Below are 25580 nucleotides of genomic sequence, written 5' to 3' on the forward strand. Positions count from 1 at the left end.
ACGACCGTAGGCTCCGGGGATCTCAGGACCCTGCGCATCCGCTGTGGCGTACCTGTGAGCCTCATGCCCGGTCCTGGAGCCGTGCCGCCAGGTTCCTGATCTCCGGCAGGTGGGCCCTCAGGGCCGCGCCCGGGCAGCTCGTCATGTACCCCTCGTCGTGGCCCGCCACGGCGGGCAGGGTGGCGGCGGTGCCGGACGCGTACCGGCTGAGGTTGTTGCTGGAGACCAGCCGGACCCGCGCGCGGGGGTCGACGTCCGCCATGCCCAGCTTCCAGGCGGCCAGGTGCGCGATCGCGTCGGTCATCACCTTCGGGACGGGGACGCCGGCCGTGAACGTGCCGAGGGCGGCGATGCCGACCGTGCGGTGGTTGAAGCCCTGGGTGTGGGCGCCGGTGACGGGCCGGTCGGTGCCGCCCGCGCGGCCCTCGTAGATGGTGCCGCAGCGGTCGACGAGGAAGTTGTAGCCGATGTCGTCCCACTCGCGGGCGCCGGTCTGGCCCGTGTACAGGTAGCGGATGATGCGGGGCGCCTCGGCGCAGTCGTAGGCGCCCGGCGAGTCGGTGTGGTGGATGAAGACGGCGACCACCCTGTCGTCGTAGCGCGGGGCCGGCTGGGCACGCCGTGTGGCGTCGTTCAGCCAGGCCGTGCGCGGCACGATGCGCGGTCTGGTCACGGAGTGCGGGGCGGCGGTGGGACGGCCCGCGTGGGCGCGCTGGGCGGACTTGGCCGCGACCGTGTGCTCGATGCCGCTCGCGCACAGCACCAGCGCTACGGCGGCGACGAGGCCGGGCAGGCAGCCGAGCGCCGCGAGCGCGGCGCCCGGTATGCGTACCGCCCGCCGCTTCCGGGCCCCTCGCGGCCTTCGCAAGACACGCATGATCCCACTGTCTGCCGGTTCCGCTCCGTCCGCGATGTGTGCTGTGCCACCCGGTGGAACCATCGTCCGGGTCCGCGACGTTTTTCCCAGTGCACGCGCGCGTGGCCGGTTCCGGGCGCCACGCGTGCGCGTGACTGATCACTGGGCACGTGCTGCGCGTATTAGGGGGCACCCCCTGAGGGGTCCGACAGAAAGGCGGCTTCGTGGACCTGCTCGACATCCTGCTGTTGCTGGTGATCCTCGCCTACGCGGCGTCCGGCTACCGGCGCGGACTGGTGGCCGGCTGTGTCTCGCTGGCCGGTTTCGTGGGCGGCGCGGTCATCGGCGTGTGGGTGTTGCCGTGGATGATGGATCTGGCCACACCGGGGACGACCTCGGCGACGGTGACCGCTGTGCTGACCGTGCTGGTCCCGGCCGTGGTGGGACACGAACTGGCGGGGCGCCTGGCGCTCAAGCTGCGGCGGGAGCTGGACCAGGGGCCGCTCAGAGTGGCCGACGGGATCGGCGGGGCCGCGGCCAACTCGGTGGCCGTGCTGATCGTGGCCTGGGTGGCCGCGAGCGTGCTCGGCGCGTCCTCGACCCCGCTGGTCACCACGGCGATCCGGGACTCGGCCCTGCTCGGCGCCGTGCAGAAGTCCATGCCGGACACGACTCCCGCCTGGTTCTCGCGCGCCACCTCCGCGCTCACCCAGGCGGGCTTCCCGCAGGTCTTCAACCCGTTCGAGAACGAGTCGACCGCCGAGGTCGCCAAGCCGACCGGCGACAGCGTCACGGCGAGCGCCACGAACGCCGCCAAGCTGAGCACCGTGAAGATCGAGGGCATCTCGGGCAACCAGGGCCGCGAGGGCAGCGGCTTCGTGTACTCCCCGCAGCATGTGATGACCAACGCCCATGTGGTGGCCGGCATCGACGAGCCGAGCGTGCGGGTCGGCGGCGTCGGGCGGTCGTACGCCTCGCGGGTGGTGCTCTTCGATCCGGGCAAGGACGTGGCCGTGCTGTACGTGCCCGAACTGAACGCCCCGGTGCTGAAGTTCGACGACAGTGCCACGCGCGGCGACTCCGCCGTCGTGGCCGGCTATCCGCAGGACGGCGACCTGAATCTCCAGGCGGCCACGGTGGCGAACCGGGTGCGGGCGACCGGCCAGAACATCTACAGCGACGGCACCGTGACCCGCGAGATCTACTCGATCCGTTCCACGGTCCGCCCCGGCAACTCCGGCGGCCCGCTGCTGACCCCCGACGGCAAGGTGTTCGGTGTGGTCTTCGCCCGCTCCACCTCGGACGACGAGACGGGGTACGTCCTGACGGCCGACGAGGTCGGGGACGACGCCGAGCGCGCGGCGAACGCGACGGCACCGGTGGACACGGGTGACCTCGTGACGTCCTGAGCGGCCGACCAGGTCACAGGCCGCGCCCCATGAGCACGTCGTCGACATACCGCCCGTCCAGCAGGAACTCCTCGGGCAGGATCCCCTCCACCACGAAGCCCTCGGACTCGTAGAGCCCCCGGGCCGGGGTGTTGTGCCCCAGCACGCGCAGCGTGATGCGGCGGGCCCCCTGCTGCCGGGCCTCGTCCTGCACGGCTCGCAGCAGCGCCCGGGCGACCCCGGCGCCGCGCGCCGTCTCGGCCACGGCGAGCCCCTGGATCTGGCGGACGTGGGAGTTGCAGGCGAGCGAGGTCGGATAGCCCAGCCGGACGTACCCGACGAGCGTGCCGTCGAGCTCCGCCACGAGGTGGTCCCGGGGCCCGAACCGCTCGTTGAAGAAGGGGTCGTACGGCGGCTGGGGCCGCGGCGTGACGGCGTGCAGCGGGGACCAGGTGACACGGTCGAGACGGCTCAGCGCCTCCTCGTCGTCGTGGATGGCGTGGCGTATGTACGGAACCGGCATGACGATCACCCTACGACGGCGGTCGGCGGACCCCGCCGGGGATTTCCGTACGCCCTGAGCAAGGATGGTCCGTATGGAACCTTCCCGAATCGTGGTGGCCGGCGCGTCCGGTCTCATCGGCGGCGCCCTGACGCGGTCCCTGACCGCCGACGGGCACGAAGTGGTGCGACTGGTGCGCCGGACGCCCCGGGCGGCGGACGAGGTCCGCTGGGACCCCGAGCGGAAGTACGTCGACCCGGCCGGGCTCGCCGGGTGCGACGCCGTGGTCAACCTGGCCGGGGCGGGGGTCGGCTCGCGCCGCTGGACGGACGCCTACAAGGCGAAGATCCGTGACAGCCGGGTGCTGGGCACGACCGCCCTCGCGGAGGCGGTCGCCGCGCTGGACGAGCCGCCGCGGGTCTTCGTGAACGGCAGCGCGATGGGCATCTACGGCGAGACCGGCGATCGTGCCGTCGACGAGGACGCGCCGCCCGGCGAGGGCTTCCTGCCCTCGCTGTGCGTGGAGTGGGAGGGGGCGGCGGCGCCCGCGCAGGAGGCGGGCGTACGCACGGTGTTCACCCGTACCGGCCTGGTCGTGGCCCGCCAGGGCGGGGCCTGGGGGCGGCTGTTCCCGCTGTTCAAGGCGGGGCTCGGCGGGCGGATGGGCGACGGGCGGCAGTACTGGTCGTTCGTCTCGCTGCACGACGAGGTGGCCGCCATCCGCCATCTCATCGACACCGACGGCCTGTCGGGGCCGTTCAACATCACCGCGCCGCACCCGCTGACGAACCGCGAGATCACCGCGGCGATGGGGCGGGTGCTGCACCGCCCGACGCTGTTCGCGGTGCCGGCGCCGGTACTGCGGGCCGTGCTCGGCGAGATGGCGGGGGATGTGCTGGGCAGCCAACGGGTGCTGCCGATGCGGCTGCTGGAGTCCGGGTTCACCTTCGCGTTCCCGGAGATCGAGGGGGCGATCCGGGCCGCGTTGTGAGCTCGGAGGCCCGGTGAGGCCTTGTGCCTTGTGAGGCCTTGTGAGGTCCCCGGGTTCACTCCCGTGCCCCCTCGCGACCGTATGCGACCGGTGTGCGACCGTGCCCTGTCCATGCGCGACTCCCCCCGACCGATCACGGCCCTACCCTCGACCCGAACTCGCGTATCTCCGAAGGCTGTTGGGGGCGTCACGTCTCCACCGGCCGCGCCAACGTCGAGGAGGGGCACGTGCTTGAGCACGCGTACCAGGCGGACGTCGTGATCGTGGGAGCCGGGGTCGCCGGACTCTCGGCTGCGCGCCGGCTGTCCAGCGCAGGAGTGAGGACCGTGGTGCTGGAGGCCGCCCCGTGGGTGGGCGGCCGGATGGCGACCGAGAAGGTCGACGGCTTCCGGCTCGACCGGATCGGGCGGCTGCTGACCACCGGGGCATATCCCGACCTGCACCGGACCCCGGGGCTGGACGCGCTGATACTGCGTCCCTTCGCACCGGGTGTCCTGCTGCACAGCGACGGGCACCGGCACCGCGCGGTCCCCCCGGCGGGCGCGGGAGGCACACGAGGCGCACTCCACGCGGTGCGCGCCCTGGCGAGCGCCCCCGCCAAGAGGCGCTCCGCTCCCCCACCGACGGGCGGCGGTGCGCCCGGGTCCGCCTCGGTGCCTCCGGTCCGGGCGAGCGCCCCGCTGGGCACCGCCGTCGACCAGGCCCGGCTCGGCGCCGCGCTCACCCGGCTGGCGGGCACACCCCTCGAACGTCTCCTGGCCCGCCCCGAACTGCCCGCCGGACAGGCCCTCGCGGCCCGCGGAGTGCCCGCCCGCACGATCGACGGCTTTCTGCGCCCGCTGCTCGCCGCCCTGCTGTGCGACCCGGAGCTGACCACCTCCAGCCGGTGCGCGGACCTCGCGCTGCGTTCGTTCGCGAGCGGGCGCCTGTGCGTGCCGGAGGGCGGGGCCGAGGTGCTGCCCGAGCTGCTCGCGCGGGGGCTGCCGCCGGGCACGGTGCACACCGGAGTGCGGGTCACCTCCGTCTCCACGACCGCCGTGACCACCGCCGAGCACGGCGAGATCCGCTGCCGGGCCGTGCTCCTCGCCACCGACGCCCGGTCCGCCGCCGAGCTGCTGCCCGGTCTGCGCGTGCCGGACTTCCACCCGGTGACGGTCGTCCACCACACGGCGGACGAGCCGCCAGCCACGGGCTCGTCCCTGCTGCTGGACGCGGACCGCGGCGGCCCGGTCGCGCACACGGCGGTCGCCAGCCGGGTCGATCCTTCCCGGGCACCGGCGGGCCGCACGCTCGTCTCCTCGACGGTCCTGGGCCGCCCCCCGGCCGACCTGGAGACCGCCGTCCGCACGCACCTGTCCCGCCTCTACGGCACCTCGACCCGGCGCTGGGAGACGCTCGCCGTGCACCACACCGACGAGGCGGTCCCGGCGATGCGGCCGCCGCACGACCTGCGCCGGCCGGTGCGGCTGCTGGCGGGCCTGTATGTGTGCGGCGACCACCGGGACACCAGCACGGTCCAGGGCGCGCTGCACTCGGGCCACCGGGCGTCGGCGGCGATCCTGGCGGATCTGGGAGCGGGCTCGACGCATGTGGCGGAACCACTGCCGACGGCCCGTACGACTTCCCCAGGCCGCCTGACTGCCGCCTAGCCGAGCGCGGCCACCTTGTCCCGGTACCCCCGCACCGGCACCGCGTCCTTGTACGGCTCGAGCCTTCGCTCGAAGTCCCGGACGTACTCGATCGCCCGCACCGAGCGCATCTCCGCCGCCTGGACGGCCGCCTCGGCACCCAGCGCGCAGGCCTGGTCGAGTTCGCCGAGGCCGAGACGGGCGGAGGCGAGGACGATCTTGCAGAAGAGGCGGCTGCGGGCGTAGGCGGGAGCCCGCAGTTGCAGGGAGCGTTCCGCGTACTGGGCGGCCGCGCGGAACTGCTGGAGGTCCCGGTGGCAGTGGCCGAACTCGTCGGCGAGCTGCGCCTCGTCGAAGAACCGCGCCCAGTACGGGACGTCGTCGCCGGGCCGAGCGGCTTCGAGCGCGCGCTCGGCGCGTACCAGGGAAGCCGTGCAGGCGCGCACCTCACCGAGCACCCCGTGCCCGCGCGCCTCGACCGCGTGCAGCAGCGTCTGCACGACGGGCGGGGCGCTGGTCCCCATCCCCTGCTGCGCCACCCGCGCGAGCTGTACGGCCTCCCGCCCGTGCCCGAGGTAGACGGCCTGCCGGCTCATCGTGGCCAGCACATAGGAGCCGTACGCCCGGTCCCCGGCCGCCTGCGCCAGGCGCAGCGACTGGACGAAGTAGCGCTGGGCGAGGCCGTGCGCGGCGATGTCGTACGAGGTCCAGCCCGCGAGCCTGGTCAGGTCGGCGGCGGCGGCGAACAGGCGGCGGCCCGTCTGCTCGCCGTAGGTGCCGCGCAGCATCGGCTCGCATTCGTGCTCCAGGTAGCGCACGAGGGCCTGGCGGGCATGGCCGCCGCCGTACATGTCGTCGAGGGAGCGGAACAGGTCGCCGACCGAGCGGAGGGCGGAGATGTCGCCGCCGGTGACCTTCTGGCCGGGGCCGCGTTCGGCGAGCCCGCGCTGGCGGGGTACCGCCGGGCGGCCCTGCGCCAGGACGCGGGCGGGTGGTTCGCCGCGGGCCACCTTGTCGTCGGGGCGGCCGATCAGCCAGTCGCGGCTGGGGACGACCAGGCCGGCCGGGGTGAAGGCGATCTTGCGGAGTTCGGCGTGGCTGCCGGAGTCCTTGCGCCACAGCCCGCTGACGATGTCGACGGCCTCCTCGGGGGAGGCGGCGAACTCCAGACCGGCGTAGACCGGGGCGCAGGCGTCCAGGCCGAGGTCCTGGGCGGACAGACGGCGGCCCAGGCGGCGGGTGAAGACCTCGGCGATGAGGGCGGGGGTGGTGCCGCGGGGCTGCTGGCCGCGCAGCCACCGGGTCACGGATGTCTTGTCGTATCTCAGGTCCAGCCCGTGTTCGAGACCGAGTTGGTCCACGCGACGGGCGAGACCCGCGTTGGAGAACCCCGCTTCTGTGATGAGCGCGGCGAGCTGGCGGTTGGGAGTGCGCTGCGCGGGTCGTTCCGTCATCTGCGGTGCGGTCTCCTGCCTTCGGGCCTCGCGGGGGGCCGCTGTGGTGCCTGCGGTGCCTGCGTTGCCCGGATTGCCTGTGAGCAGCCCTTATGGCCTCGTGAACGGCGCGAATGTAGCGGAGCGTAAGCAGTCGATCGCACACTTCGACGTTCATTCATCCGATCGTGTGAGGATCGCGGGACCGGGCTGACGCGGGGCCGCGGGGTATCACCCGAACGGGGCCGTCACACAGGCAGTCGTACAGTGGCGTAGGCACGCTGCGTGCCTTACGAGTTTTCTCGGGCCTCTTCGGCCTACTAGGGAGGCGCTTGCCGTGAGTGGGTTGCGGTTCGTGCGTATGGGATTCGGTGCGGACTCCGTCGAGTACCGTCAGGCGTGGGACGAGCAACGCCGGGTGCACGCGGCGCGGTTCGCCGACGAGATCCCGGACACCGTGCTGTTGCTGGAACACCCGCCGGTCTACACGGCGGGGAGGCGCACGGCTGACAACGAGCGACCGCTCGACGGCACGCCGGTCGTCGACGTGGACCGCGGCGGCAAGATCACCTGGCACGGCCCGGGCCAGCTGGTGGGCTACCCGATCCAGAAGCTCCCGCGTCCGGTGGACGTGGTGGCGCATGTCCGGCGGCTCGAGGAGGCCCTGATCCGTACGTGTGCGGAGTTCGGCCTGGAGACGACCCGGGTCGAGGGCCGCAGCGGGGTGTGGGTGCTCGGCGATCCGGTCGAGCTGCGGCCGTCGCTCGGCGGACTGTCCCTGGACTTCGATCCCCGCCTGAACGACGAGGAGTTCGACCCGCGCCTGAACGGGCCGGAGTACGCCCCCTCCAATGCCGGCCAGCGCCGCGAGGACCGCAAGATCGGCGCGATCGGCATCCGGGTGGCCAAGGGCGTCACGATGCACGGCTTCTCGTTCAACGTGAACCCCGACAACCGGTCGTTCGACAAGATCATCCCGTGCGGGATCCGCGACGCGGGGGTCTCCTCCCTCACGAACGAGCTGGGCCGGGACGTCACGATCGACGAGGTGCTGCCGGTGGTCGAGCGGCACCTGCGGGATGTACTGGAGAACGCGGAGCTGAGGCCGCGGGAGGTGGAGCGGGCGTCGGCTTGAGGGCACCCGGCGCTGGTGCGGGCGTCCCTGGGGGCTGCCGCCCCCAGACCCCCGCTTCGGCCCTGAACGGGCCTCGTCCTCAAACGCCGGACGGGCTGAGATGTGGCGCACCTCTCCCAGCAGCGCCCGCACCAGCCCCGCACGGGAATGCCCCACAGTTCCGTGGGGTTGCCCACCCCGGGGACCGAAAACGCACGGGCGTACCCTGGTGTACGCCGAAGAATCGAAGCTACAGGGAGCCGACGTGTCCGCAGTCGCACCCGACGGACGCAAGATGCTGCGCCTGGAGGTCCGCAACAGCCAGACCCCCATCGAGCGCAAGCCCGAGTGGATCAAGACCCGGGCGAAAATGGGTCCCGAATACACCAAGATGCAGAACCTCGTGAAGAGCGAGGGCCTGCACACCGTCTGTCAGGAAGCCGGCTGCCCCAACATCTACGAGTGCTGGGAGGACCGCGAGGCGACCTTCCTCATCGGCGGCGACCAGTGCACCCGGCGCTGCGACTTCTGCCAGATCGACACCGGCAAGCCCGAGGCGCTCGACCGCGACGAGCCCCGACGCGTGGGCGAGTCCGTGGTCACCATGGACCTGAACTACGCCACGATCACCGGCGTCGCCCGTGACGACCTGGAGGACGGCGGCGCCTGGCTCTACGCCGAGACGGTCCGCCAGATCCACCAGCAGACCGCCGAGCGCGCGGAAGGCCGCACCAAGGTCGAGCTCCTCGCCCCCGACTTCAACGCCGTACCGGAGCTGCTTCAGGAGGTCTTCTCCTCCCGCCCCGAGGTCTTCGCGCACAACGTCGAGACGGTCCCCCGGATCTTCAAGCGCATCCGCCCCGGCTTCCGGTACGACCGCTCGCTGAAGGTCATCACCGACGCCCGCGACTACGGCCTGGTCACCAAGTCGAACCTGATCCTCGGCATGGGCGAGACCCGCGAGGAGGTCAGCGAGGCGCTCCGGCAGCTGCACGACGCCGGCTGCGAGCTGGTCACCATCACGCAGTACCTGCGCCCGTCCGTGCGCCACCACCCCGTGGAGCGCTGGGTCAAGCCGCACGAGTTCGTGGAGCTGAAGGAGGAGGCCGAGCAGATCGGCTTCTCCGGGGTCATGTCCGGCCCGCTGGTGCGCTCCTCCTACCGGGCCGGGCGGCTCTACCAGATGGCCATCGAGAAGCGTGGCGCGTACGTCGCGTCCCAGGCCGTCTGACAGACCGCCGGCCGCCTCACCCGGAACGGATTGAGGCAACCGTGTGAATTCTCGCACAAGCGACTACCCGCCAGTAACAGCCAATACGACGCGGTCCTGACCGTCCTCGCAGATGAGGGCGTTGATCAGGGCCGCGTCAGTGTTTGAGGGCTCCCCATCAAGGCTTCATGGGCGTTTGACCGGTCGGTCACGCCCTGGTAACACCAATCAGTGACGCTGGACTCACGCCACGTACACCCGTACCCGACGCCGGTAACGAGGGGACCTCCATCATGCAGGCCGCGCCGCCCGTTCGCGCCACCGCCATCCCGTCCGTCACCGACGCACTCCGCGCGGTCGAGTCGCTGCTCATGAGCAGCGGCCAGCGCACCGCCCGCCGCAACGCCTGGACCTCCGTCCTGGAGGACCGCCGCCGCGCCAAGGACCGGGTCGAGGCCCAGCGCGTCCTGGAGCAGACCTTCGCCGTCCGCTCCTGAAGGACCGTTTCCCCTCCCGCTCGGCCGTCTTGGGGCGCACTGCCGTCGTCCGCGCTCCCGGGGCCACGTAGACTCCTTGTCATGGCGAGGAAGGACACGGCAGCGGACGCTGCGAACCCCGGGCGACTCAAGCAGATCGCTCTGACCTACAAGATGACCCGCAAGGCCGACAAGATGATCGGTCTTGTACTCGCGGCTGTCGGAATCGTCACCTTCGGTGTCTTCCTGGCGATCGGTCTCCTCATCGGTCACCCCATCTATCTCGGCATCCTGGGCCTCCTGCTCGCCTTCCTCGCGTCGGCGATCGTGTTCGGGCGCCGGGCCGAGCGGGCGGCCTTCGGGCAGATGGAGGGCCAGCCGGGCGCTGCGGCGGCCGTGCTCGACAATGTCGGGCGGGGGTGGACCACCACTCCGGCGGTGGCGATGAACCGCAGCCAGGACGTGGTGCACCGGGCCGTCGGCAAGGCCGGCATCGTCCTGGTCGCCGAGGGCAACCCGAACCGGGTGAAGAGCCTGCTGGCGGCCGAGAAGAAGAAGATGAACCGCATCGTCGCGGACGTGCCGGTGCACGACCTGCTCGTGGGTACGGGCGAGGGGCAGGTCGAGCTGAAGAAGCTGCGCACGACGATGCTGAAGCTGCCGCGCGTGCTGACCGGTCCGCAGGTGACGGCCACCAATGACCGGCTGCGTGCCATGGGCGACCTGATGAGCAACATGCCGTTGCCGAAGGGGCCGATGCCGAAGGGCATGAAGCTGCCGAAGGGCGGACCGAAGGCCCGCTGACTGCCTGCTACCCGCTGACTCCCTACTTGCTACTTGCTACTTGCACGAAGGGGGCGCCCGGATCACTCCGGGCGCCCCCTTCGTCGTACGGACCCTAGACGCGCACTTCCACCGTGCGGGCCAGCCGGTCGTGCAGGCCGCGGCCGTCGCGGTCCCAGATCAGGGCGGGGACGGCGAGGCACAGCAGGAGCGTGCGGAGGAGGGCGCGGGCGGGGTTGACTCGGCCGGTGTCGACGGCGACCACGCGCAGGCCGAAGAGGCGCTTACCCGGGGTGAAGCCGACCGTGCCGACGGTCAGGGCACCGAGCAGGAAGAAGACGAGAAGCGCCCAGTTGCTGGTCGCCTGGTCGTAGCCGTCTGTGATGAGGCCGTATGCGATCAAGAGGCACAAGGCCCAGTCGACGGCGATGGCGCCGAGGCGCCGGCCGGGACGGGCGATGGAACCCGGCCCCTCCTCCGGCAGACCGAGCTGCTCGCCGCGGTATCCGAAGTCGACACCGGCGTCTTCCGCGGCCGCGCGCGGCCCGGAAAGCCAGGATCCGATTGCATCCCTGTTGTCCACGCGTCCACGGTACTGGCCCGTTTCGCGATGCGGACAGGTGGGGTAGGCGCGACAATGTCCGGTTAACCTGGCTGAAACAAATGGGTCACGTCCGAGAAACCACGCGTCCCTAGTGTCGATATCGGCGTGTGCCACCGCACTGGCCGCACGAACGAACTACCACCCCGGCACGGAACGGTCGGGAGTAGGAGGAGCTGGATGTTCCAGAACGCCGACGAGGCCAAGAAGTTCATCGCGGACGAGGACGTCAAGTTCATCGACGTCCGCTTCTGCGACCTGCCGGGCGTGATGCAGCACTTCACGGTGCCCGTCGAGGCGTTCGACCCGGACGACGAGCTCGCTTTCGACGGATCCTCGATCCGTGGATTCCAGGCCATTCACGAGTCCGACATGGCGCTGCGCGCGGACCTGTCGACCGCCCGGGTCGACCCCTTCCGCCGTGACAAGACGCTGAACATCAACTTCTTCATCCACGACCCGATCACCGGCGAGCAGTACAGCCGTGACCCGCGCAACGTGGCCAAGAAGGCCGAGGCCTACCTCGCCTCCACCGGGATCGCAGACACCGCGTACTTCGGTCCCGAGGCCGAGTTCTACGTCTTCGACAGCGTCCGCTTCTCGACCGGCGCGAACGAGTCCTTCTACCACATCGACTCCGAGGCCGGCGCCTGGAACACCGGTGCGATCGAGGACAACCGCGGTTACAAGGTCCGTTACAAGGGCGGCTACTTCCCGGTCCCGCCGGTCGACCACTTCGCCGACCTGCGTGCCGAGATCTCCCTGGAGCTGGCCAAGTCCGGCCTCCAGGTCGAGCGCCAGCACCACGAGGTGGGCACCGCCGGCCAGGCCGAGATCAACTACAAGTTCAACACGCTGCTGCACGCGGCCGACGACCTCCAGCTCTTCAAGTACATCGTGAAGAACGTCGCCTGGCGCAACGGCAAGACCGCGACCTTCATGCCGAAGCCGATCTTCGGTGACAACGGCTCGGGCATGCACGTCCACCAGTCGCTGTGGGCCAACGGCGACCCGCTGTTCTACGACGAGGCCGGTTACGCGGGCCTGTCGGACACCGCCCGCTTCTACATCGGCGGCATCCTCAAGCACGCCCCGTCGCTGCTGGCCTTCACCAACCCGACGGTGAACTCCTACCACCGCCTGGTGCCGGGCTTCGAGGCCCCGATCAACCTGGTCTACTCGCAGCGCAACCGCTCCGCCGCGATGCGTATCCCGATCACGGGCTCGAACCCGAAGGCCAAGCGTGTCGAGTTCCGCGCGCCGGACTCCTCCGGCAACCCGTACCTCACGTTCTCGGCCCTGATGATGGCCGGCCTGGACGGCATCAAGAACAAGATCGAGCCGGCCGAGCCGATCGACAAGGACCTCTACGAGCTGGCTCCCGAGGAGCACGCGAACGTCGCGCAGGTCCCGACCTCGCTCCCGGCCGTCCTCGACTCCCTCGAGGCCGACCACGAGTTCCTGCTCGCGGGCGACGTCTTCACGTCCGACCTGATCGAGACCTGGATCGACTTCAAGCGCACGAACGAGATCGCGCCGCTTCAGCTGCGTCCGCACCCGCACGAGTTCGAGCTCTACTTCGACGTGTGATCGGCGCGTGAGCCGTCCGGTGCCCCTGCCTCTCCTCGGAGGCGGGGGCGCCGTCGTTTGAGGCGTCGTATCCTGACACTGTTGTTCGACGGTGGCGACGGGGAGAGTACGGGGATGTCCGAACGAGACGACAGTGAGCGGGAGTTCGACCTCAAGTGGGCCGACAACGCCGAGCACAAGGAGCCCTCCGCGCGGGCCCGGATGCTCGCCGCGCGCTGGAAGGAGAACCCGCCCGGACCCCAGCCGTTCCGCCACGATCCCGACCCGGTGGCGCCGCGCCGGTCGTCGTGGGTGTCGACGGCCATCGTGCTCGGCAGCGTGGTGGCGATCATCCTGCTGCTCGGGTACGCGAACTTCCGGGCGCCCTACTAGAACCTGCGGCTTTGCTGCCCCTAGGACTGATCGGGACCCTTTCATGAAGGGGCCGGGTGCACACTGGGCAGTGGGACGAGTGCCTGACTGCAGGGGTGATGCGAGATGCAGAGCCGCTTCCGGAGCGACCGGCGGTTGACCGTACGCATGACGGTCACGATGTTTCTGCTGGGATTGCTGTACGTGGCCTTCGTGGCCGCGCTGGTCGTGTTGCTGAAGTCGTGGGTGCTGGTCGTCGTGGTCGCGGCGGGGATGCTCGCCGCGCAGTACTGGTTCTCCGATCGGATCGCGCTGTTCGCGATGCGCGGGAAGGTCGTCGAGCGGGAGCAGTATCCCGAGTTGCACGCCGTGATCGACCGGCTGTGCGCGATCGCGGACATGCCCAAGCCGGTGGTCGCCGTGTCCGAGATGGACATGCCGAACGCGTTCGCGACCGGCCGGAATCCCGACAACGCGGTCGTCTGCGTGACCACCGGTCTGCTGCGGCGGCTGGAGCCGGCCGAGCTGGAGGGCGTGCTCGCGCACGAGTTGTCGCACGTGGCACACAAGGACGTCGCGGTGATCACCATCGCGTCCTTCCTCGGGGTGATCGCGGGCCTGATCGTGCGGTTCGCCTTCTACAGCCAGTTGTTCGGCGGCGGGCGCAGGGACCAGAACACCGCCGTCGTCTTCGCCGCCGTGATGGGCGTGTCGGCGGCCGTGTACGCGATCAGCTTCCTGCTGATCCGGGCCCTGTCCCGGTACCGGGAGCTGGCGGCGGACCGGGCGGCGGCGCTGCTCACGGGCCGGCCCTCGGCACTGGCGTCCGCGCTCACCAAGGTCTCCGGCGACATCGCCCGGATCCCGACCAAGGACCTGCGTACGGCGCAGGCCTTCAACGCCTTCTACTTCACCCCGGCGCTGGGTTCCGAGCCGGGCATCGCGCGGATCTTCTCGACCCACCCGAGTCTGGACCAGCGGCTGGAGCAGCTGGGGCGGATCTCCGGTGAACTGGGCGAGGCTGCCACCCCGGGGAGGGCCGGCTGAGGATGGGGCTGCTGGACATCCTGCTGGGCCGTACGAAGGCGGTCGTACCCGATCTCGACCAGCTCTTCGCACTGCCGTCGGCCGCGGTGACGCTGGAGGCGGCGGCGTCCTTCACGCCGACCGGGCGGGGCGCGGTGTGCTTCGCCACGGTGGAGGGCGCGGCCTTCGAGCAGACACACCGCGAGGTCCAGGCCCTGCTCGACGCGGACACGGACCGTGACGGACCTCCGGTGGAGCTGCGGCGGGACGGCTACGGGTATTCCTGGCTGGTGTCGCAACGCGCTCCCGACCAACTGCCGCTCCTGGTCAACGACCTGCACGCGGTGAACAGCTCGATGGAGGTCAACGGCTTCGGGCCGCAGCTGCTGTGCTCGCTCGCCGGGTTCCAGGACCCGGAAGGCCGGTCGCTGGCGCTGGTCTACCTCTACAAGCGGGGCACCTTCTACCCCTTCGCGCCGCTGCCCGGCGAGGGACAGCGGCGCGACAACGCGCTGGAACTACGGGTCAAGGCGACCCTCGCGAACGACCTGCGGGTCGAGCAGGACCTGAACCGCTGGTTCCCGGTGTGGGGTGCGCCCGGTCTGTGACCGGCACCCCCAGCACCCCCAGCACACCCAGGCGCTACCACCACAGGTCCCGCTCGCTGTCTCAGTTGCTCTTCTCGCGCGACTGCCGACGCGACTCGATGGGGCGTTCGCGGCGGTAGCGGCGCTCCCACCTGGCCTGCCGGTCACGGCGGGCGCGGTAGGCGCGGTAGCTGCCGGGCACGGATCCCGGGCCTGTCTGGGGGGTGGCTCCTCCGGACGGGCTGCCTCCCGACGAGGACGTCGAGGAGGTGCCGCGCCCGTACTGCACGTACAGGAAGAGCACGGCGACGGCGGCGAGCCACCAGACGTGGTTCCCGAATCCCAGAACGACCAGGACGACGGTCCCGGACAGGACGATTGTGGTCATGACGGGCCTCCCTCCGTGGCGTGGGTGACTGAGCGGTGGTGACTGAGCGGTGGTGACTGAGCGGTGACGAAATCTCCGGACGGGCGCTGGAGTGGGCGTCCGGCCGTCCCGTCGGTGCGTAGCAGAGTAGCCCCGAGTCCGCCGGGTGATACCTGTCCTGCGGCAAGCGGTGGTGGACAGCTCCGTAACGCTTGTCCAGCGTAGGGAAGCGATCACTCCGCGTGCATCTCCTTTTCCGCGGCCTGGGGACTGTGGGACCTGAGTGGCGTGAGTGAATGGAGGGCATGAGCGAGCTCCTTCTTTTCCCGCACGAGTACGACGGTGAGCGACTCAGCTGCGTGTACGGCGACGGCGGTGGTCCAGGAGCGGCCACCGCCGTTGTCCTGCACGGCGCGGGCAACGGCAGCAAGGAGCGGTTGCTGCCGCTGCTCGACGAGTTCATGGCGCACGGCTGCCACGCCCTCGCCCTTGATTTCTCCGGGCACGGGGAAAGTACGGGCGCGCTGCGGGAGTTGAGCCTGCGCCGCCGCTTCGAGCAGGCCGTCGCGGTCATCGATGCCCATGCGCCCGCGGACGGTCCGCTGGTGCTGGTCGGGTTCAGCATGAGCGGGCAGACGGTGGCGGATCTCGCCGGGCATTACGGCAAGCGCGTGGCGGCGCTGGGGCTGTGCGCGCCCGCGGTGTACGCGGCCGAGGCGTGGGAGGTGCCGTTCGGCGCGGGCGACAGCCTCTTCAGCGAGATCATCCGCAGGCCGGACAGCTGGCGGGCGGCGCCCGCGCTCGACGTGCTGCGGGCGTACGAGGGGCGGGCGGTACTCGCGGTACCGGGCACGGACGCGGTCATTCCGCCCGCCGTGACCGAGGCGGTCCAGGCGGCGCTGGCCGTCCGGGCCCGTTGCACCCGCCTCGAACTCCCGGACGCGGACCACATGCTGGGCCTGTGGTTCCGGGACCACGCGGACGACCGGCGGGAGTTCGTGGCGACGGTGCTGAACGGACTCGACGGCCGGGGGCGGACGGCGAGCGGCGCCTGTCTGGTGGAGTGAGGGAGGGGCCGGGGGCAGGCCCTCGGCCGGGCGCGGGCCGGGGGGGAAGGCCCGGTGCCGGCCCAGCACGGGTCGGACGCGGGCCGGGGGCAGGCCTGGTGCGGGCCGGGGCAGGTCAGACGCAGGGCCGGGCACCGGGCCGGGGGCAAGCCGGGCACGGGGCAAGCCGGGCACGGGTCGGACGCGGGTCGGACGCGGGCCGGGCACGGGGCAGGCTCAGAACGGTCGAACGCGGGCCGGGGGCAGGCCTGGTGCGGGCCGGGGCAGGTCAGACGCAGGGCCGGGCACGCGGGCCAGACCCAGGGCCGGGCACACGGGCCGGACGCAGGCCGGGCACGCGGGCCGGACGCAGGCCCGCCACGCAGCCCAGACGCAGGGCCGGGCACGCGGGCCGGGGGCAAGCCGGGCACGCGGGCCGGGCGCGGGCCCGTCAGGTGTCCGGCGTCGCCGTCACTACCCCCGCCGCCACGGCCGCGAGCAGGATCGCGTGGTCGTGGGCGGTCTGGTCGGCGTAGCTCAGCGCGAAGTCCGCTACGGCCCGTTCGAAGGTGTCGGCGCCGCCCAGGTAGCCGGCGATGGCGATGCGGTCGCCGGAGCGGGCGTGTGCGCGGGCCAGGGCGGCGCCGCACAGCCGGGCGTACGCGCCGAGGTCGGCCGGGGTCATGCCGGCGACGTCGGCGGCGACCTTCATGTCGCGCAGTTGCCGCCAGTAGTAGGCGCGCCCCTGCGGCCCGCTCATCCACCCCAGGAAGATGTCACTGGCGGCCTGCATCAGCCGCTGTCCGGCGACGACCCGGTGCCCGGGATGGACGTACGGCCCACTCGGCAGATGCTCCTCCAGTACGGACTTCCCCGCCTCCTTGACCTGGAGGAACAGCGGGTCGTCCGCGTCCCGGCCGGCCAGCAGCACGATGAAGCAGCGCATGCCGACGCTGCCCACGCCGACGACCTTGCGGGCGGCGTCGACGAAGCGGTAGCGGTCCAGGAGCAGGCGGCGCTCCTCGGAAAGGGTGGAGCGGTAGTCGCTGAAGATCTTGCGCAGGGTGGCCGCGTCGGAGGCACCGGCGGGTTCGAGGAACGGCGGGTCGTGGATGATGCGCCGGCGTCCGTCGACGATCTCCGTCAGCTTGCCGAGGGCGTGCAGGCTGGTGCGGCGGCGGGCGCGGGTGAGGCTGGACTCGATGCGGCGGCGCTGACGGGCGGAGCGGACGTAAGGCAGCAGGCTGCCGGCGTCGATGCGCTCATACCAGACGTCGAGTTCGCCGCTCCGGGCGAGGCGGCGCATGGCGACGCGGTAGGCGGCGGTCGCTTCCAGGGCCGCGCGGCGGGTCTTGGCCTCGCTGTGCCCGTTCTCGCGGGCGGCGACGGCGATGCTGGCGGCCAGGCGTTTGACGTCCCATTCGAAGGGGCCGGAAAACGTCTCGTCGAAGTCGCTGAGGTCGAAGAGCAGGGCGCGCTCCGGGGAGGCGTACAGGCCGAAGTTGAGCAGATGGGCGTCGCCGCACAGTTGCACGGTGAGGCCCGTGTGGGGCTGGGCGGCGAGGTCGGCGGCCATCACGGCGGCCGCGCCGCGCAGAAAGGCGAGGGGCGAGGCGGCCATGCGCCCGTACCGGATGGGCAGCAGCTCCGTCAGCCGGTCGCGGCCCTGGCGTTCCAGTACGCCGACGGGATCGGGCCGGTCGACGGACGGGATCCAGCCGGCGTGCCCGGAGCGGGGGACGCGTTTGCGGGCGGCTCGGCCGCGCTCGGCGCGGTCGGCGGACGTCGTCATGGGCTGTGCCTTCGCATGCCAACCTCCTCGGTTCCGCCACCTCCTGATCGCAGTGAAGGCCAGTGCGGGGGCACCCGCACGCCCAATACGGCAATCGGGTGACGTACTCCGTTTGTTCAGCGCGCCCGGTTGTCAGTGGTGTCCGGGAGGATGTCCTCACGGCGGACGTGTCGGATTGCGGGTGGAGGTCGGGATGGGTGACGAGGAGCGGTACATCGGCGTGGCGGAGCGGCGGGCGCGGCTCGCGCTGCGGCACCGGCTGGCCGGGGCGGCGCGGGCGGCGAGCCCCGAGGAGATCGCCGCCTCCCTGGTCGCCCTGCACGGCACGGACCCGGCGACGGTGTACCTGGCCGTGGGTGCCCGGCTCGCGGACCCGGCGAAGACCGTGCCGGAGACCGGCCGGGCGCTGTACGAGGAGCGCGCGCTGGTCCGTATGCACGGCATGCGGCACACGGTCTTCGTGTTCCCGACGGACCTGACGGCGGTCGTGCACGCCTCCACCGGCCTGACGGTCGCGGGCCGGGAGCGGGCCGCCCTGCTGAAGCACATGGCGGCGGCCGGGGCACCGGACGCGGCCTGGCTGAAAGAGGTCGAGGAGTCGGCGCTGGCCGCTCTGGCGCGGCGCGGGCAGGCGACGGCGGCCGAACTCGCCGAGGACGAGCCGCGCCTGCGGGAGCGGTTCGCGTACGCGGCCGGGAAGAGCTACGAGGGCGTCCACACCGTCTCGACCCGGCTGCTGAAGGTGCTGGGCGTCGAGGGCAAGGTCGTCCGCGGCCGGCCGCTCGGTTCCTGGACGTCCAGCCAGTTCCGCTGGGCGGTGGCTCCCGCCCACCCCGAGCTGAACCCGGCCGAGGCCCAGGCGTCACTGCTCGGCCGCTGGCTCGCCGCGTGCGGCCCGGCCACGGAGGCCGACCTGAAGTGGTGGACGGGGTGGCGGGTGACGGAGGTGCGCCGGGCACTGGCGGCGATCGGGGCGCGGTCGGTGTCCCTGGACGAGGGCGTGGGGTACGTCGTCGACGGCGACGTGGGCCCGGTGGCGGGCCCGGCCGAGCCGTGGGCCGCGCTGTTGCCGGGGCTCGATCCGACGGCGATGGGGTGGCAGCAGCGGGACTGGTATCTCGCGCCGGAGCTGCGGCCCGCGTTGTTCGACGGCAGCGGCAATGTGGGGCCGACGGTGTGGTGGAACGGGCGGGTGGTGGGGGGCTGGGCGCAGCGGGCGGACGGGGAGATCGTGTGGCGGGTGCTGGACGGGGACGGGGTGGGGCGGGATGCGGAGGCGGCGATCGCGGGGGAGGCGGAGCGGTTGCGGGGGTGGGTGGGGGCTACGCGGGTGACGCCGCGGTTTCGGACGCCATTGGAGAAGGAGTTGGGGGTGTAGGGGGGTCCGCTTTCCCACCGGTCGAGTCTGGTGGTGGGTGGGCATAGGACGGGGGTCTGGGGGCGGGCCCAGCAGCGCCCGCACCAGCGCCGGGCACCCCGAAACACAGGGCACCCGGCACCATGGCTCACCGCGAGTAACGCATCAGCGCCCGCACCATGTGACACGTCGTGTCCGACGGCGGGTGGACGCCGATCATCTGGGCAGCGCTCCGTATCGTCTCGTTGCGGGCCTGGTTGGGCATGTATACGCCCGAGTCGAGCAGGGCGATCGCGAGGCGCATCGCCTTGAGGCGGCGGTTGTGGCTGACGTACCACTCGCGCGGACGCCCCGGCGGCAACGGCCGCTTCTCCACGGGCTCGTACGGCAGGTCGAGCAGGACGGGGCGCTTCGCGGTGGACTGGGTGGGCAACGGCTTCGGCTTCAGTGCGGCAGCGGGCACAGGCATCCTCCTGTCGCGGTCAGGGCGCCGGCCCGGGGACTTCGGCGACCCCGGCGACACCCTCGAACACTGCTTCTATTCTACTGCCCGGCACTGACAATAGCCCCTGGCCACAAGGGCTTTCGGGGTGTCTGTGACGCAAGTGGAGGACGGGTTTTCGAAGCTGATGCAGCGTCCGATCAGCGCGTAGCGCCCGCGGGTGCGTTGTGGGTCGGGGCCGTGTCGGGGGGTGTCCGTCCTCGGAACGTCGCGGAATCGGTTTCTTGAAGAGGGGCCAGGGTTGACGCGACAACCGCTGCGGGCGGACACCCCCCGACACGGCCCCTTCCCGCCGCGGGCGGCCGCGGGTGCATGGGGGCGGGCCTCGCAACTGCCCAATCCCATCGCATACGAGTCGCCGGAGTCCCGCCTCTTCGGGGCCGCGCAGGATCTTTCTCAGGCGATATTCGTGCCGCGCGGCGGCCTCACAGCGTGAGTCTCGCCACAGCACTGCCAGGTAACACGGGGTTCACACTTGAGCAATGATCGGGAAATCGCATATTGACAGGCTGCCGGGCATCAAGCGCGGCGTTTCAGTGCCGCAGTGCCGCAGCACCCGCAAGTGCGTCTGACCCACCCCCGAAGGAAGTGGCCCGTGACCTTCAAGGCTGAGTACATCTGGATCGACGGCACCCAGCCGACGGCCAAGCTCCGTTCCAAGACGAAGATAATGGCGGATTCAGCCAAGGGTGCCGAGCTGCCGATCTGGGGCTTCGACGGGTCCTCCACGAACCAGGCCGAAGGCCACGCCTCGGACCGTGTCCTCAAGCCGGTCTTCTCGTGCCCCGACCCGATCCGTGGCGGCGACGACATCCTCGTCATGTGCGAGGTCCTGAACATCGACATGACGCCGCACGAGTCCAACACGCGGGCCGCGCTGGTCGAGGTCTCCGAGAAGTTCGCCTCGCAGGAGCCGATCTTCGGCATCGAGCAGGAGTACACGTTCTTCAAGGACGGCTACCCGCTCGGCTTCCCCAAGGGCGGCTTCCCGGCCCCCCAGGGCGGCTACTACTGCGGTGTCGGCGCCGACGAGATCTTCGGCCGTGACATCGTCGAGGCCCACCTGGAGAACTGCCTCAAGGCGGGTCTCGCCATCTCCGGCATCAACGCCGAGGTCATGCCCGGCCAGTGGGAATTCCAGGTCGGCCCGGTCTCCCCGCTGGAGGTCTCCGACCACCTGTGGGTGGCCCGCTGGCTGCTCTACCGCACCGCCGAGGACTTCGACGTCGCCGCGACGCTCGACCCGAAGCCGGTGAAGGGCGACTGGAACGGCGCCGGTGCGCACACCAACTTCTCCACGAAGGCGATGCGCGAGGGCTACGAGGCGATCATCACCGCGTGCGAGTCGCTGGGCGAGGGCTCGAAGCCGCTCGACCACGTCAAGCACTACGGCGCCGGCATCGACGACCGCCTGACCGGTCTGCACGAGACCGCCCCGTGGAACGAGTACTCCTACGGTGTCTCCAACCGTGGTGCCTCGGTCCGTATCCCGTGGCAGGTCGAGAAGGACGGCAAGGGCTACATCGAGGACCGCCGCCCGAACGCCAACGTCGACCCGTACCTGGTGACGCGGCTGATCGTCGACACCTGCTGCACCGCGCTGGACAAGGCCGGCCAGGTCTGATCCCGCCCATCGGCTCCGCGAGGGGGCGTCCACCATTGCGGTGGGCGCCCCCTCGCGTGCTTCAATGGGGCCATGGCCAGCCTCCAGAAGCACACCGCGACGGGTCGCCATGACCTCGAGCCCTTCTGGCCTTCCCGTCAGCACCACGACTTCGACCGGGTGTGTTGCCGCGCGACGAACGCGCCGGCCCTCTAAAGCCGTACACCCCGGCCTTCGGCCAGCGCGCACGACGTACCTTCCCGTCGGACCTCTCGCGCGAAAGAGCTGACCTCTCATGGCGACCACTCGTTCCCTGCCCACCGCCGTTCCCTCCTCCCCCAACGGTTCGCGTCATCGACTGCGGGCCGTCGACCGGGACGAGGTGATCGACGTCGCGGAGTTCCTGCCGCCGGGCGCCACCTGGCTGCCCGCTCCCCCGCACACCCTCCCCACCCTGCCGGGGCAGCCGCCGATGATCGGCTATCTGGTGCTCGTCCCGGCCGACCAGCAGCCGCCGTTCCCGCCCGTGGCGGTGCCCGACGGCCAGACCGACGATGCCGACGGCTCTCTCGTCCGCATCGACACCCTGCGGCGCACCGCCGCGGTGGCCGGGCGCGAACTCGACCTCACCTACCTGGAGTTCGAGCTGCTCGCCCACCTCGTCACGCATCCGCACCGGGTGCACACCCGCGACCAGCTGGTCTCCACGGTGTGGGGCTACGGACATGTGGGCGACGGCCGTACCGTCGACGTCCACATCGCCCGGCTGCGCCGCAAGCTGGGCGCCGAGCACCGCCGGGCGATCCAGACGGTACGGCGGGTCGGCTACAAGTACGCGCCGCCGACGGGGCGTTGATCCCCTGAGTCTTTGCTGACGAGCCTCTGCTGACGGCAGACCGCCGTTCCGTCCGGCCGCCCGGGCGGGCAGAGTCTTCGGTATGAGACTTCTGCTGCTGGGTGGTACCGAGTTCGCGGGACGGGCCGTCGCGGAGGCGGCCCTCGGGCGCGGCTGGGAGGTGACCGTCTTCCACCGCGGACACCACGAGCCCCCGGCCGGGGTGCGGTCGCTGCACGGCGACCGCACCGCGCCCGACGGGCTCGCCGCCCTCGCCGGGGCGGAGGGCGCGTGGGACGCGGTCGTCGACACCTGGTCGGCGGCGCCGTACGCGGTGCGGGACGCGGCGCGGCTGCTGCGGGACCGCGTCCGGCGGTACGTGTATGTGTCGAGCATCTCGGTGTACACCTGGCCCCGGCCCGCCGGATACGCCGAGGACGTGCCTGTGGTGGACGGTGCCTCCGCCGACGCCGGGCAGAGCGACTACGCCCGGGACAAGCGGGGCGGCGAGCTGGCCGCCGTCGAGGCGTTCGGTGCGGACCGTTCCGTGCTGGTGCGGTCCGGGCTGATCCTCGGGCCGTACGAGAACGTCGGGCGGCTGCCGTGGTGGCTGGGCAGGATCGCGCGGGGCGGCCCGGTCCTCGCGCCCGGGCCGCGTGACCTGCCCCTCCAGTACGTCGACGTCCGTGACCTCGCCGAGTGGGTCCTCGGGGCGGTGGAGCGGGAGTCGAGCGGGCCGTACAACCTGATCGGGCCGCAGGGCCACGCCACCATGGGCACCCTGCTCGACGCCTGCGTGCGGGCCACCGGCAACGCGGCCGAGCTGCGGTGGACCGACCCGGAGGTGATCCTCGAAGCGGGCATCGAGCCGTGGGTCCAGCTGCCGGTGTGGGTGCCGCCGGGCAGCGACATGCACGACGCCCTGCACTCCGCGGACGTCTCCCGGGCGCTGGCGACGGGACTGGAGTGCCGGCCGGTCGCCGACACCGTGACCGACACCTGGAGGTGGCTCCAGGACGGACGGAACCGTCCGTTGCGGCCGGACCGGACGGGCCACGGCCTCGACCCCGAGGTGGAGGCAAAGGTGCTCGCGGCGAGCGGGGGCGCGAGCGCCGGCGGAGGCGCGGGCCGAGGCGGGGGCGCGAGCTGAGGCGCGGGCGCGGGCCGAGGCACACGCGCAGGCGCAGGCGCAGGCGCAGGCCGAGGCGCAGGCGCGGGCCGAGGCGCAGGCGCGGGCGCGGGCCGAGGCGCAGGCGCGGGCCGAGGCGCAGGCGCGGGCCGAGGCACACGCGCGGGCGCACGCCGAGGCGCGGCCCGAGGCACACGCGCAGGCACAGGCACAGGCGCGAGCCGAGGCACAGCCGCGGCCCGAGGCACAGGCGCGAGCGCCGACGGAGGCCAAGGCGCGGGCGCCGAGGAGGCCAAGGCGCGGGCGCCCGCGGTGGCCGACGCGCGGGCGTCGGCGGTGGCGAGGGCGCGGGCCGAGGTGTATCTGGCACCACCCCTGACCGGGCACCCAACCCCAGTGACCCCGGCCTCCCCCTCGGCCAGACTGACGTCATGACCATCGAGACGAAGAGCGGCAGCGGCCGTACCGGGGTGCGGGGCGTCGGACTGGCGGCGGTGCGGGGGCTCGGGCTGGCGCTGGTGACGCTGCCGGGGGCGGTGCTGTGTTTCACGCTCACTGTGGTGTCCATCGCGCTGATACCGATCGGCGTCGGCATCGTCACCACGCCGTGGGTGCTCACCGGGGTGCGGGCGTTCGCCGACTGGCGGCGGGTCCTCGCCGCCCAGTGGTGCGGGGTGCGGATCCCGTCGGCGTACCGGCCGATCCCGAAGGACGCCAATCCCTGGGGGCGCACCTTCGGGATGCTGGGCGACCCGGCGACCTGGCGGGATCTGCGGTGGCTGCCGGTGGACATGACGGCCGGCTTCGTCAGCGCGCTGCTGGCGGGCGCGCTGCTGCTCTATCCGCTGGAGGGGTTCGCCATCGCGGCCGGGCTGTGGCGGGTCCTCCCCGACGGATACTGGTACGGCTTCGTGTCGGTGACCGGGCAGGCCTCCGCGCTCGGCGCCGGCGCCCTGGGTCTCGTCCTCCTCTTCTTCGCGCACTTCTTCACCCCGCGGCTGCTGGAGGCCCACTTCCGGCTCACCCGGGTCCTCCTCGCCCCCAGCCAGGGGGAACTGGCCGAGCGGGTGCGGGTGCTGACCGAGACCCGGCGGGACGCCGTCGACACCTCCGCGGCCGAACTGCGGCGCATCGAGCGGGACCTGCACGACGGGGCGCAGGCCCGGCTGGTCGCCATGGGCATGGACCTCGGCACCGTAGAGGTGCTCCTCGAAAAGGACCCCGAGCAGGCCAGGCAGCTGCTCGCGCAGGCCCGCCAGTCCTCCGCGGACGCGCTCGCCGAACTGCGCGACCTCGTCCGCGGCATCCACCCGCCGGTGCTCGCCGAGCGCGGACTGGGCGATGCCGTACGGGCGTTGGCGTTGCGGATGCCCCTCGCCACCGAGGTGGACGTGGACCTGCCCGGGCGGGCGGACGAGCCCGTGGAGTCGGCCGCGTACTTCGCCGTCAGCGAGGTGCTGACCAACGCGGTCAAGCACGGACACGCCGACCGGATCTGGATCGACCTGCACCACCGGGACGGCATGCTGCGGATCTCCGTCACCGACAACGGCAAGGGCGGCGCGGTGATCGGCGCCGGCTCGGGGCTCGCCGGAGTCGAGCGGCGACTGGGTACATTCGACGGCGTCCTGGCCGTCAGCAGTCCCGCGGGCGGCCCCACCATGGTGACCATGGAGATCCCTTGCGTGTTGTCCTAGCCGAAGACCTGTTCCTGCTGCGCGACGGACTCGTCCGGCTCCTTCAGGCCCACGACTTCGAGATCGCCGCGGCCGTCGAGACCGGGCCCGAACTGGCCCGCGCCCTGGCCGAGTTACAGCCGGACGTCGCCGTGGTCGACGTCCGGCTGCCGCCGACGCACACCGACGAGGGCCTTCAGTGCGCGCTCGACGCCCGCCGGGACAGACCCGGACTTCCGGTGCTCGTGCTCTCGCAGCACGTGGAGCAGCTGTACGCGCGTGAGCTGCTCGCCGACGGCAGCGGCGGGGTGGGGTATCTGCTCAAGGACCGGGTGTTCGACGCGGGGCAGTTCGTGGACGCCGTACGGCGGGTGGCGGGGGGTGGTACGGCCATGGATCCGCAGGTGATCCAGCAGTTGCTGGCCCGGCGTGCGGCGGACGACCGACCGCTGGGGCGGCTGACGCCCCGTGAGCTGGAGGTGCTGGAGCTGATGGCGCAGGGCCGGACCAACGCGGCGATCGCGGAGCGGCTCGTCGTCACGGAACGGGCGATCGCCAAACACACCTCCAACATCTTCGCCAAACTGGGCCTGGAGGTGTCGGACGACGACAACCGCCGCGTCCTGGCCGTTCTCGCCTATCTCGACCAGGACCGCTGAAATCGGTCTCCCGATCCTCCCCCGATCCCGCACATGCCGTAAGGGATCAACAACTCGCGGTGTTTCCTGGGCTGTTGG

At 71.8% G+C, this 25580-nt stretch carries 25 protein-coding genes; 18 read left to right on the forward strand and 7 right to left on the reverse strand.

Annotated elements, in window-relative coordinates; all coding sequences use genetic code 11:
* Nucleotides 1–61: 61 nt before the first annotated feature.
* Nucleotides 62–877, reverse strand: coding sequence for a peptidoglycan recognition protein (locus AB0I77_RS12535; RefSeq protein WP_363282455.1), 816 nt, complete (start codon nucleotides 875–877; stop codon nucleotides 62–64).
* Nucleotides 878–1080: 203 nt separating this feature from the next.
* On the opposite strand from AB0I77_RS12535, the gene AB0I77_RS12540 reads away from it, so the two are divergent.
* Nucleotides 1081–2265: a MarP family serine protease gene (locus AB0I77_RS12540; RefSeq protein WP_363282456.1), complete on the forward strand. Its 1185-nt coding sequence runs from the start codon at nucleotides 1081–1083 to the stop codon at nucleotides 2263–2265.
* Nucleotides 2266–2278: 13 nt separating this feature from the next.
* Here the strand turns inward: AB0I77_RS12540 and AB0I77_RS12545 are convergent, their stop codons facing one another.
* On the reverse strand, nucleotides 2279–2767 hold the full coding sequence (locus AB0I77_RS12545; RefSeq protein WP_363282457.1) for a GNAT family N-acetyltransferase: 489 nt from the start codon (nucleotides 2765–2767) through the stop codon (nucleotides 2279–2281).
* A 73-nt stretch (nucleotides 2768–2840) separates the two neighbouring features.
* On the opposite strand from AB0I77_RS12545, the gene AB0I77_RS12550 reads away from it, so the two are divergent.
* Nucleotides 2841–3737, forward strand: a complete 897-nt coding sequence (locus AB0I77_RS12550; protein ID WP_363282458.1) for a TIGR01777 family oxidoreductase — start codon at nucleotides 2841–2843, stop codon at nucleotides 3735–3737.
* Between the two features lie 227 nt (nucleotides 3738–3964).
* On the forward strand, nucleotides 3965–5386 hold the full coding sequence (locus AB0I77_RS12555) for an NAD(P)/FAD-dependent oxidoreductase (RefSeq protein WP_363282459.1): 1422 nt from the start codon (nucleotides 3965–3967) through the stop codon (nucleotides 5384–5386).
* Here AB0I77_RS12555 and AB0I77_RS12560 read toward each other — a convergent pair.
* A complete protein-coding gene (locus AB0I77_RS12560) occupies nucleotides 5383–6819 on the reverse strand; it encodes a regulator (RefSeq protein WP_363282460.1) in 1437 nt (478 codons plus the stop codon). The genes AB0I77_RS12555 and AB0I77_RS12560 overlap by 4 nt on opposite strands.
* Nucleotides 6820–7135: 316 nt before the next feature.
* On the opposite strand from AB0I77_RS12560, the gene lipB reads away from it, so the two are divergent.
* From lipB to AB0I77_RS12580, 4 genes are all read left to right on the forward strand, one after another.
* Nucleotides 7136–7933 carry a lipoyl(octanoyl) transferase LipB gene (gene lipB / locus AB0I77_RS12565; RefSeq protein ID WP_363282461.1) on the forward strand — a complete coding sequence of 266 codons (798 nt, stop codon included), beginning with the start codon at nucleotides 7136–7138 and terminating at the stop codon, nucleotides 7931–7933.
* Between the two features lie 244 nt (nucleotides 7934–8177).
* On the forward strand, nucleotides 8178–9143 hold the full coding sequence (lipA, locus tag AB0I77_RS12570) for a lipoyl synthase (RefSeq protein WP_363282462.1): 966 nt from the start codon (nucleotides 8178–8180) through the stop codon (nucleotides 9141–9143).
* Between the two features lie 272 nt (nucleotides 9144–9415).
* On the forward strand, nucleotides 9416–9619 hold the full coding sequence (locus AB0I77_RS12575) for a hypothetical protein (protein ID WP_363282463.1): 204 nt from the start codon (nucleotides 9416–9418) through the stop codon (nucleotides 9617–9619).
* A gap of 81 nt (nucleotides 9620–9700) precedes the next feature.
* Nucleotides 9701–10402, forward strand: a complete 702-nt coding sequence (locus AB0I77_RS12580) for a DUF4191 domain-containing protein (RefSeq protein ID WP_363282464.1) — start codon at nucleotides 9701–9703, stop codon at nucleotides 10400–10402.
* A gap of 94 nt (nucleotides 10403–10496) precedes the next feature.
* Here AB0I77_RS12580 and AB0I77_RS12585 read toward each other — a convergent pair whose 3' ends face one another.
* Complete coding sequence (locus AB0I77_RS12585; protein ID WP_363282465.1) at nucleotides 10497–10964, reverse strand: RDD family protein; 468 nt, start codon at nucleotides 10962–10964, stop codon at nucleotides 10497–10499.
* 198 nt (nucleotides 10965–11162) lie between these two features.
* Here AB0I77_RS12585 and glnA point away from each other — a divergent pair, with 198 nt between their 5' ends.
* The 4 genes from glnA to AB0I77_RS12605 all read left to right on the forward strand — a co-directional run bounded on the left by glnA (nucleotide 11163) and on the right by AB0I77_RS12605 (nucleotide 14557).
* Nucleotides 11163–12572 (forward strand): type I glutamate--ammonia ligase, encoded by a 1410-nt coding sequence (glnA, locus tag AB0I77_RS12590; RefSeq protein WP_363282466.1) that lies wholly within the window; start codon nucleotides 11163–11165, stop codon nucleotides 12570–12572.
* Nucleotides 12573–12686: 114 nt separating this feature from the next.
* Entirely contained in the window at nucleotides 12687–12944 is a 258-nt protein-coding gene (locus tag AB0I77_RS12595; RefSeq protein WP_363282467.1) for a hypothetical protein, read from the forward strand.
* Nucleotides 12945–13049: 105 nt separating this feature from the next.
* Entirely contained in the window at nucleotides 13050–13970 is a 921-nt protein-coding gene (gene htpX, locus AB0I77_RS12600; RefSeq protein ID WP_363282468.1) for a zinc metalloprotease HtpX, read from the forward strand.
* Nucleotides 13971–13972: 2 nt separating this feature from the next.
* Nucleotides 13973–14557, forward strand: coding sequence for a hypothetical protein (locus AB0I77_RS12605; RefSeq protein WP_363282469.1), 585 nt, complete (start codon nucleotides 13973–13975; stop codon nucleotides 14555–14557).
* A 61-nt stretch (nucleotides 14558–14618) separates the two neighbouring features.
* Here the strand turns inward: AB0I77_RS12605 and AB0I77_RS12610 are convergent, their stop codons facing one another.
* A complete protein-coding gene (locus AB0I77_RS12610) occupies nucleotides 14619–14924 on the reverse strand; it encodes a hypothetical protein (RefSeq protein ID WP_363282470.1) in 306 nt (101 codons plus the stop codon).
* A 284-nt stretch (nucleotides 14925–15208) separates the two neighbouring features.
* Between AB0I77_RS12610 and AB0I77_RS12615 the strand changes: the two genes are divergently transcribed.
* A complete protein-coding gene (locus AB0I77_RS12615) occupies nucleotides 15209–15970 on the forward strand; it encodes an alpha/beta fold hydrolase (protein ID WP_363282471.1) in 762 nt (253 codons plus the stop codon).
* 430 nt (nucleotides 15971–16400) lie between these two features.
* Here the strand turns inward: AB0I77_RS12615 and AB0I77_RS12620 are convergent, their stop codons facing one another.
* Nucleotides 16401–17741 (reverse strand): DUF2252 domain-containing protein, encoded by a 1341-nt coding sequence (locus tag AB0I77_RS12620; RefSeq protein WP_363282472.1) that lies wholly within the window; start codon nucleotides 17739–17741, stop codon nucleotides 16401–16403.
* 193 nt (nucleotides 17742–17934) lie between these two features.
* Between AB0I77_RS12620 and AB0I77_RS12625 the strand changes: the two genes are divergently transcribed.
* On the forward strand, nucleotides 17935–19119 hold the full coding sequence (locus tag AB0I77_RS12625) for a winged helix DNA-binding domain-containing protein (RefSeq protein WP_363282473.1): 1185 nt from the start codon (nucleotides 17935–17937) through the stop codon (nucleotides 19117–19119).
* Nucleotides 19120–19246: 127 nt separating this feature from the next.
* Here the strand turns inward: AB0I77_RS12625 and AB0I77_RS12630 are convergent, their stop codons facing one another.
* The gene (locus AB0I77_RS12630) at nucleotides 19247–19561 is read right to left on the reverse strand and encodes a hypothetical protein (protein ID WP_363282474.1); all 315 of its coding nucleotides are present in this window, start codon (nucleotides 19559–19561) and stop codon (nucleotides 19247–19249) included.
* A gap of 634 nt (nucleotides 19562–20195) precedes the next feature.
* Between AB0I77_RS12630 and glnII the strand changes: the two genes are divergently transcribed.
* The 5 genes from glnII (at nucleotide 20196) to AB0I77_RS12655 (ending at nucleotide 25502) form a co-directional block, all read left to right on the forward strand.
* Nucleotides 20196–21224: a glutamine synthetase gene (gene glnII, locus AB0I77_RS12635; RefSeq protein ID WP_363282475.1), complete on the forward strand. Its 1029-nt coding sequence runs from the start codon at nucleotides 20196–20198 to the stop codon at nucleotides 21222–21224.
* A 274-nt stretch (nucleotides 21225–21498) separates the two neighbouring features.
* On the forward strand, nucleotides 21499–22059 hold the full coding sequence (locus AB0I77_RS12640; RefSeq protein ID WP_363282476.1) for a winged helix-turn-helix domain-containing protein: 561 nt from the start codon (nucleotides 21499–21501) through the stop codon (nucleotides 22057–22059).
* 82 nt (nucleotides 22060–22141) lie between these two features.
* The gene (locus AB0I77_RS12645) at nucleotides 22142–23188 is read left to right on the forward strand and encodes an NAD-dependent epimerase/dehydratase family protein (RefSeq protein WP_363282477.1); all 1047 of its coding nucleotides are present in this window, start codon (nucleotides 22142–22144) and stop codon (nucleotides 23186–23188) included.
* 410 nt (nucleotides 23189–23598) lie between these two features.
* Nucleotides 23599–24864, forward strand: coding sequence for a sensor histidine kinase (locus AB0I77_RS12650; RefSeq protein WP_363282478.1), 1266 nt, complete (start codon nucleotides 23599–23601; stop codon nucleotides 24862–24864).
* Entirely contained in the window at nucleotides 24849–25502 is a 654-nt protein-coding gene (locus AB0I77_RS12655) for a response regulator transcription factor (protein ID WP_363282479.1), read from the forward strand. Before AB0I77_RS12650 ends, AB0I77_RS12655 begins: the two co-directional genes overlap by 16 nt.
* Nucleotides 25503–25580: the final 78 nt, after the last annotated feature.

The sequence above is a fragment of the Streptomyces sp. NPDC050619 genome, assembly GCF_040654815.1.
In the GTDB taxonomy this organism is placed as follows: Bacteria; Actinomycetota; Actinomycetes; order Streptomycetales; family Streptomycetaceae; genus Streptomyces.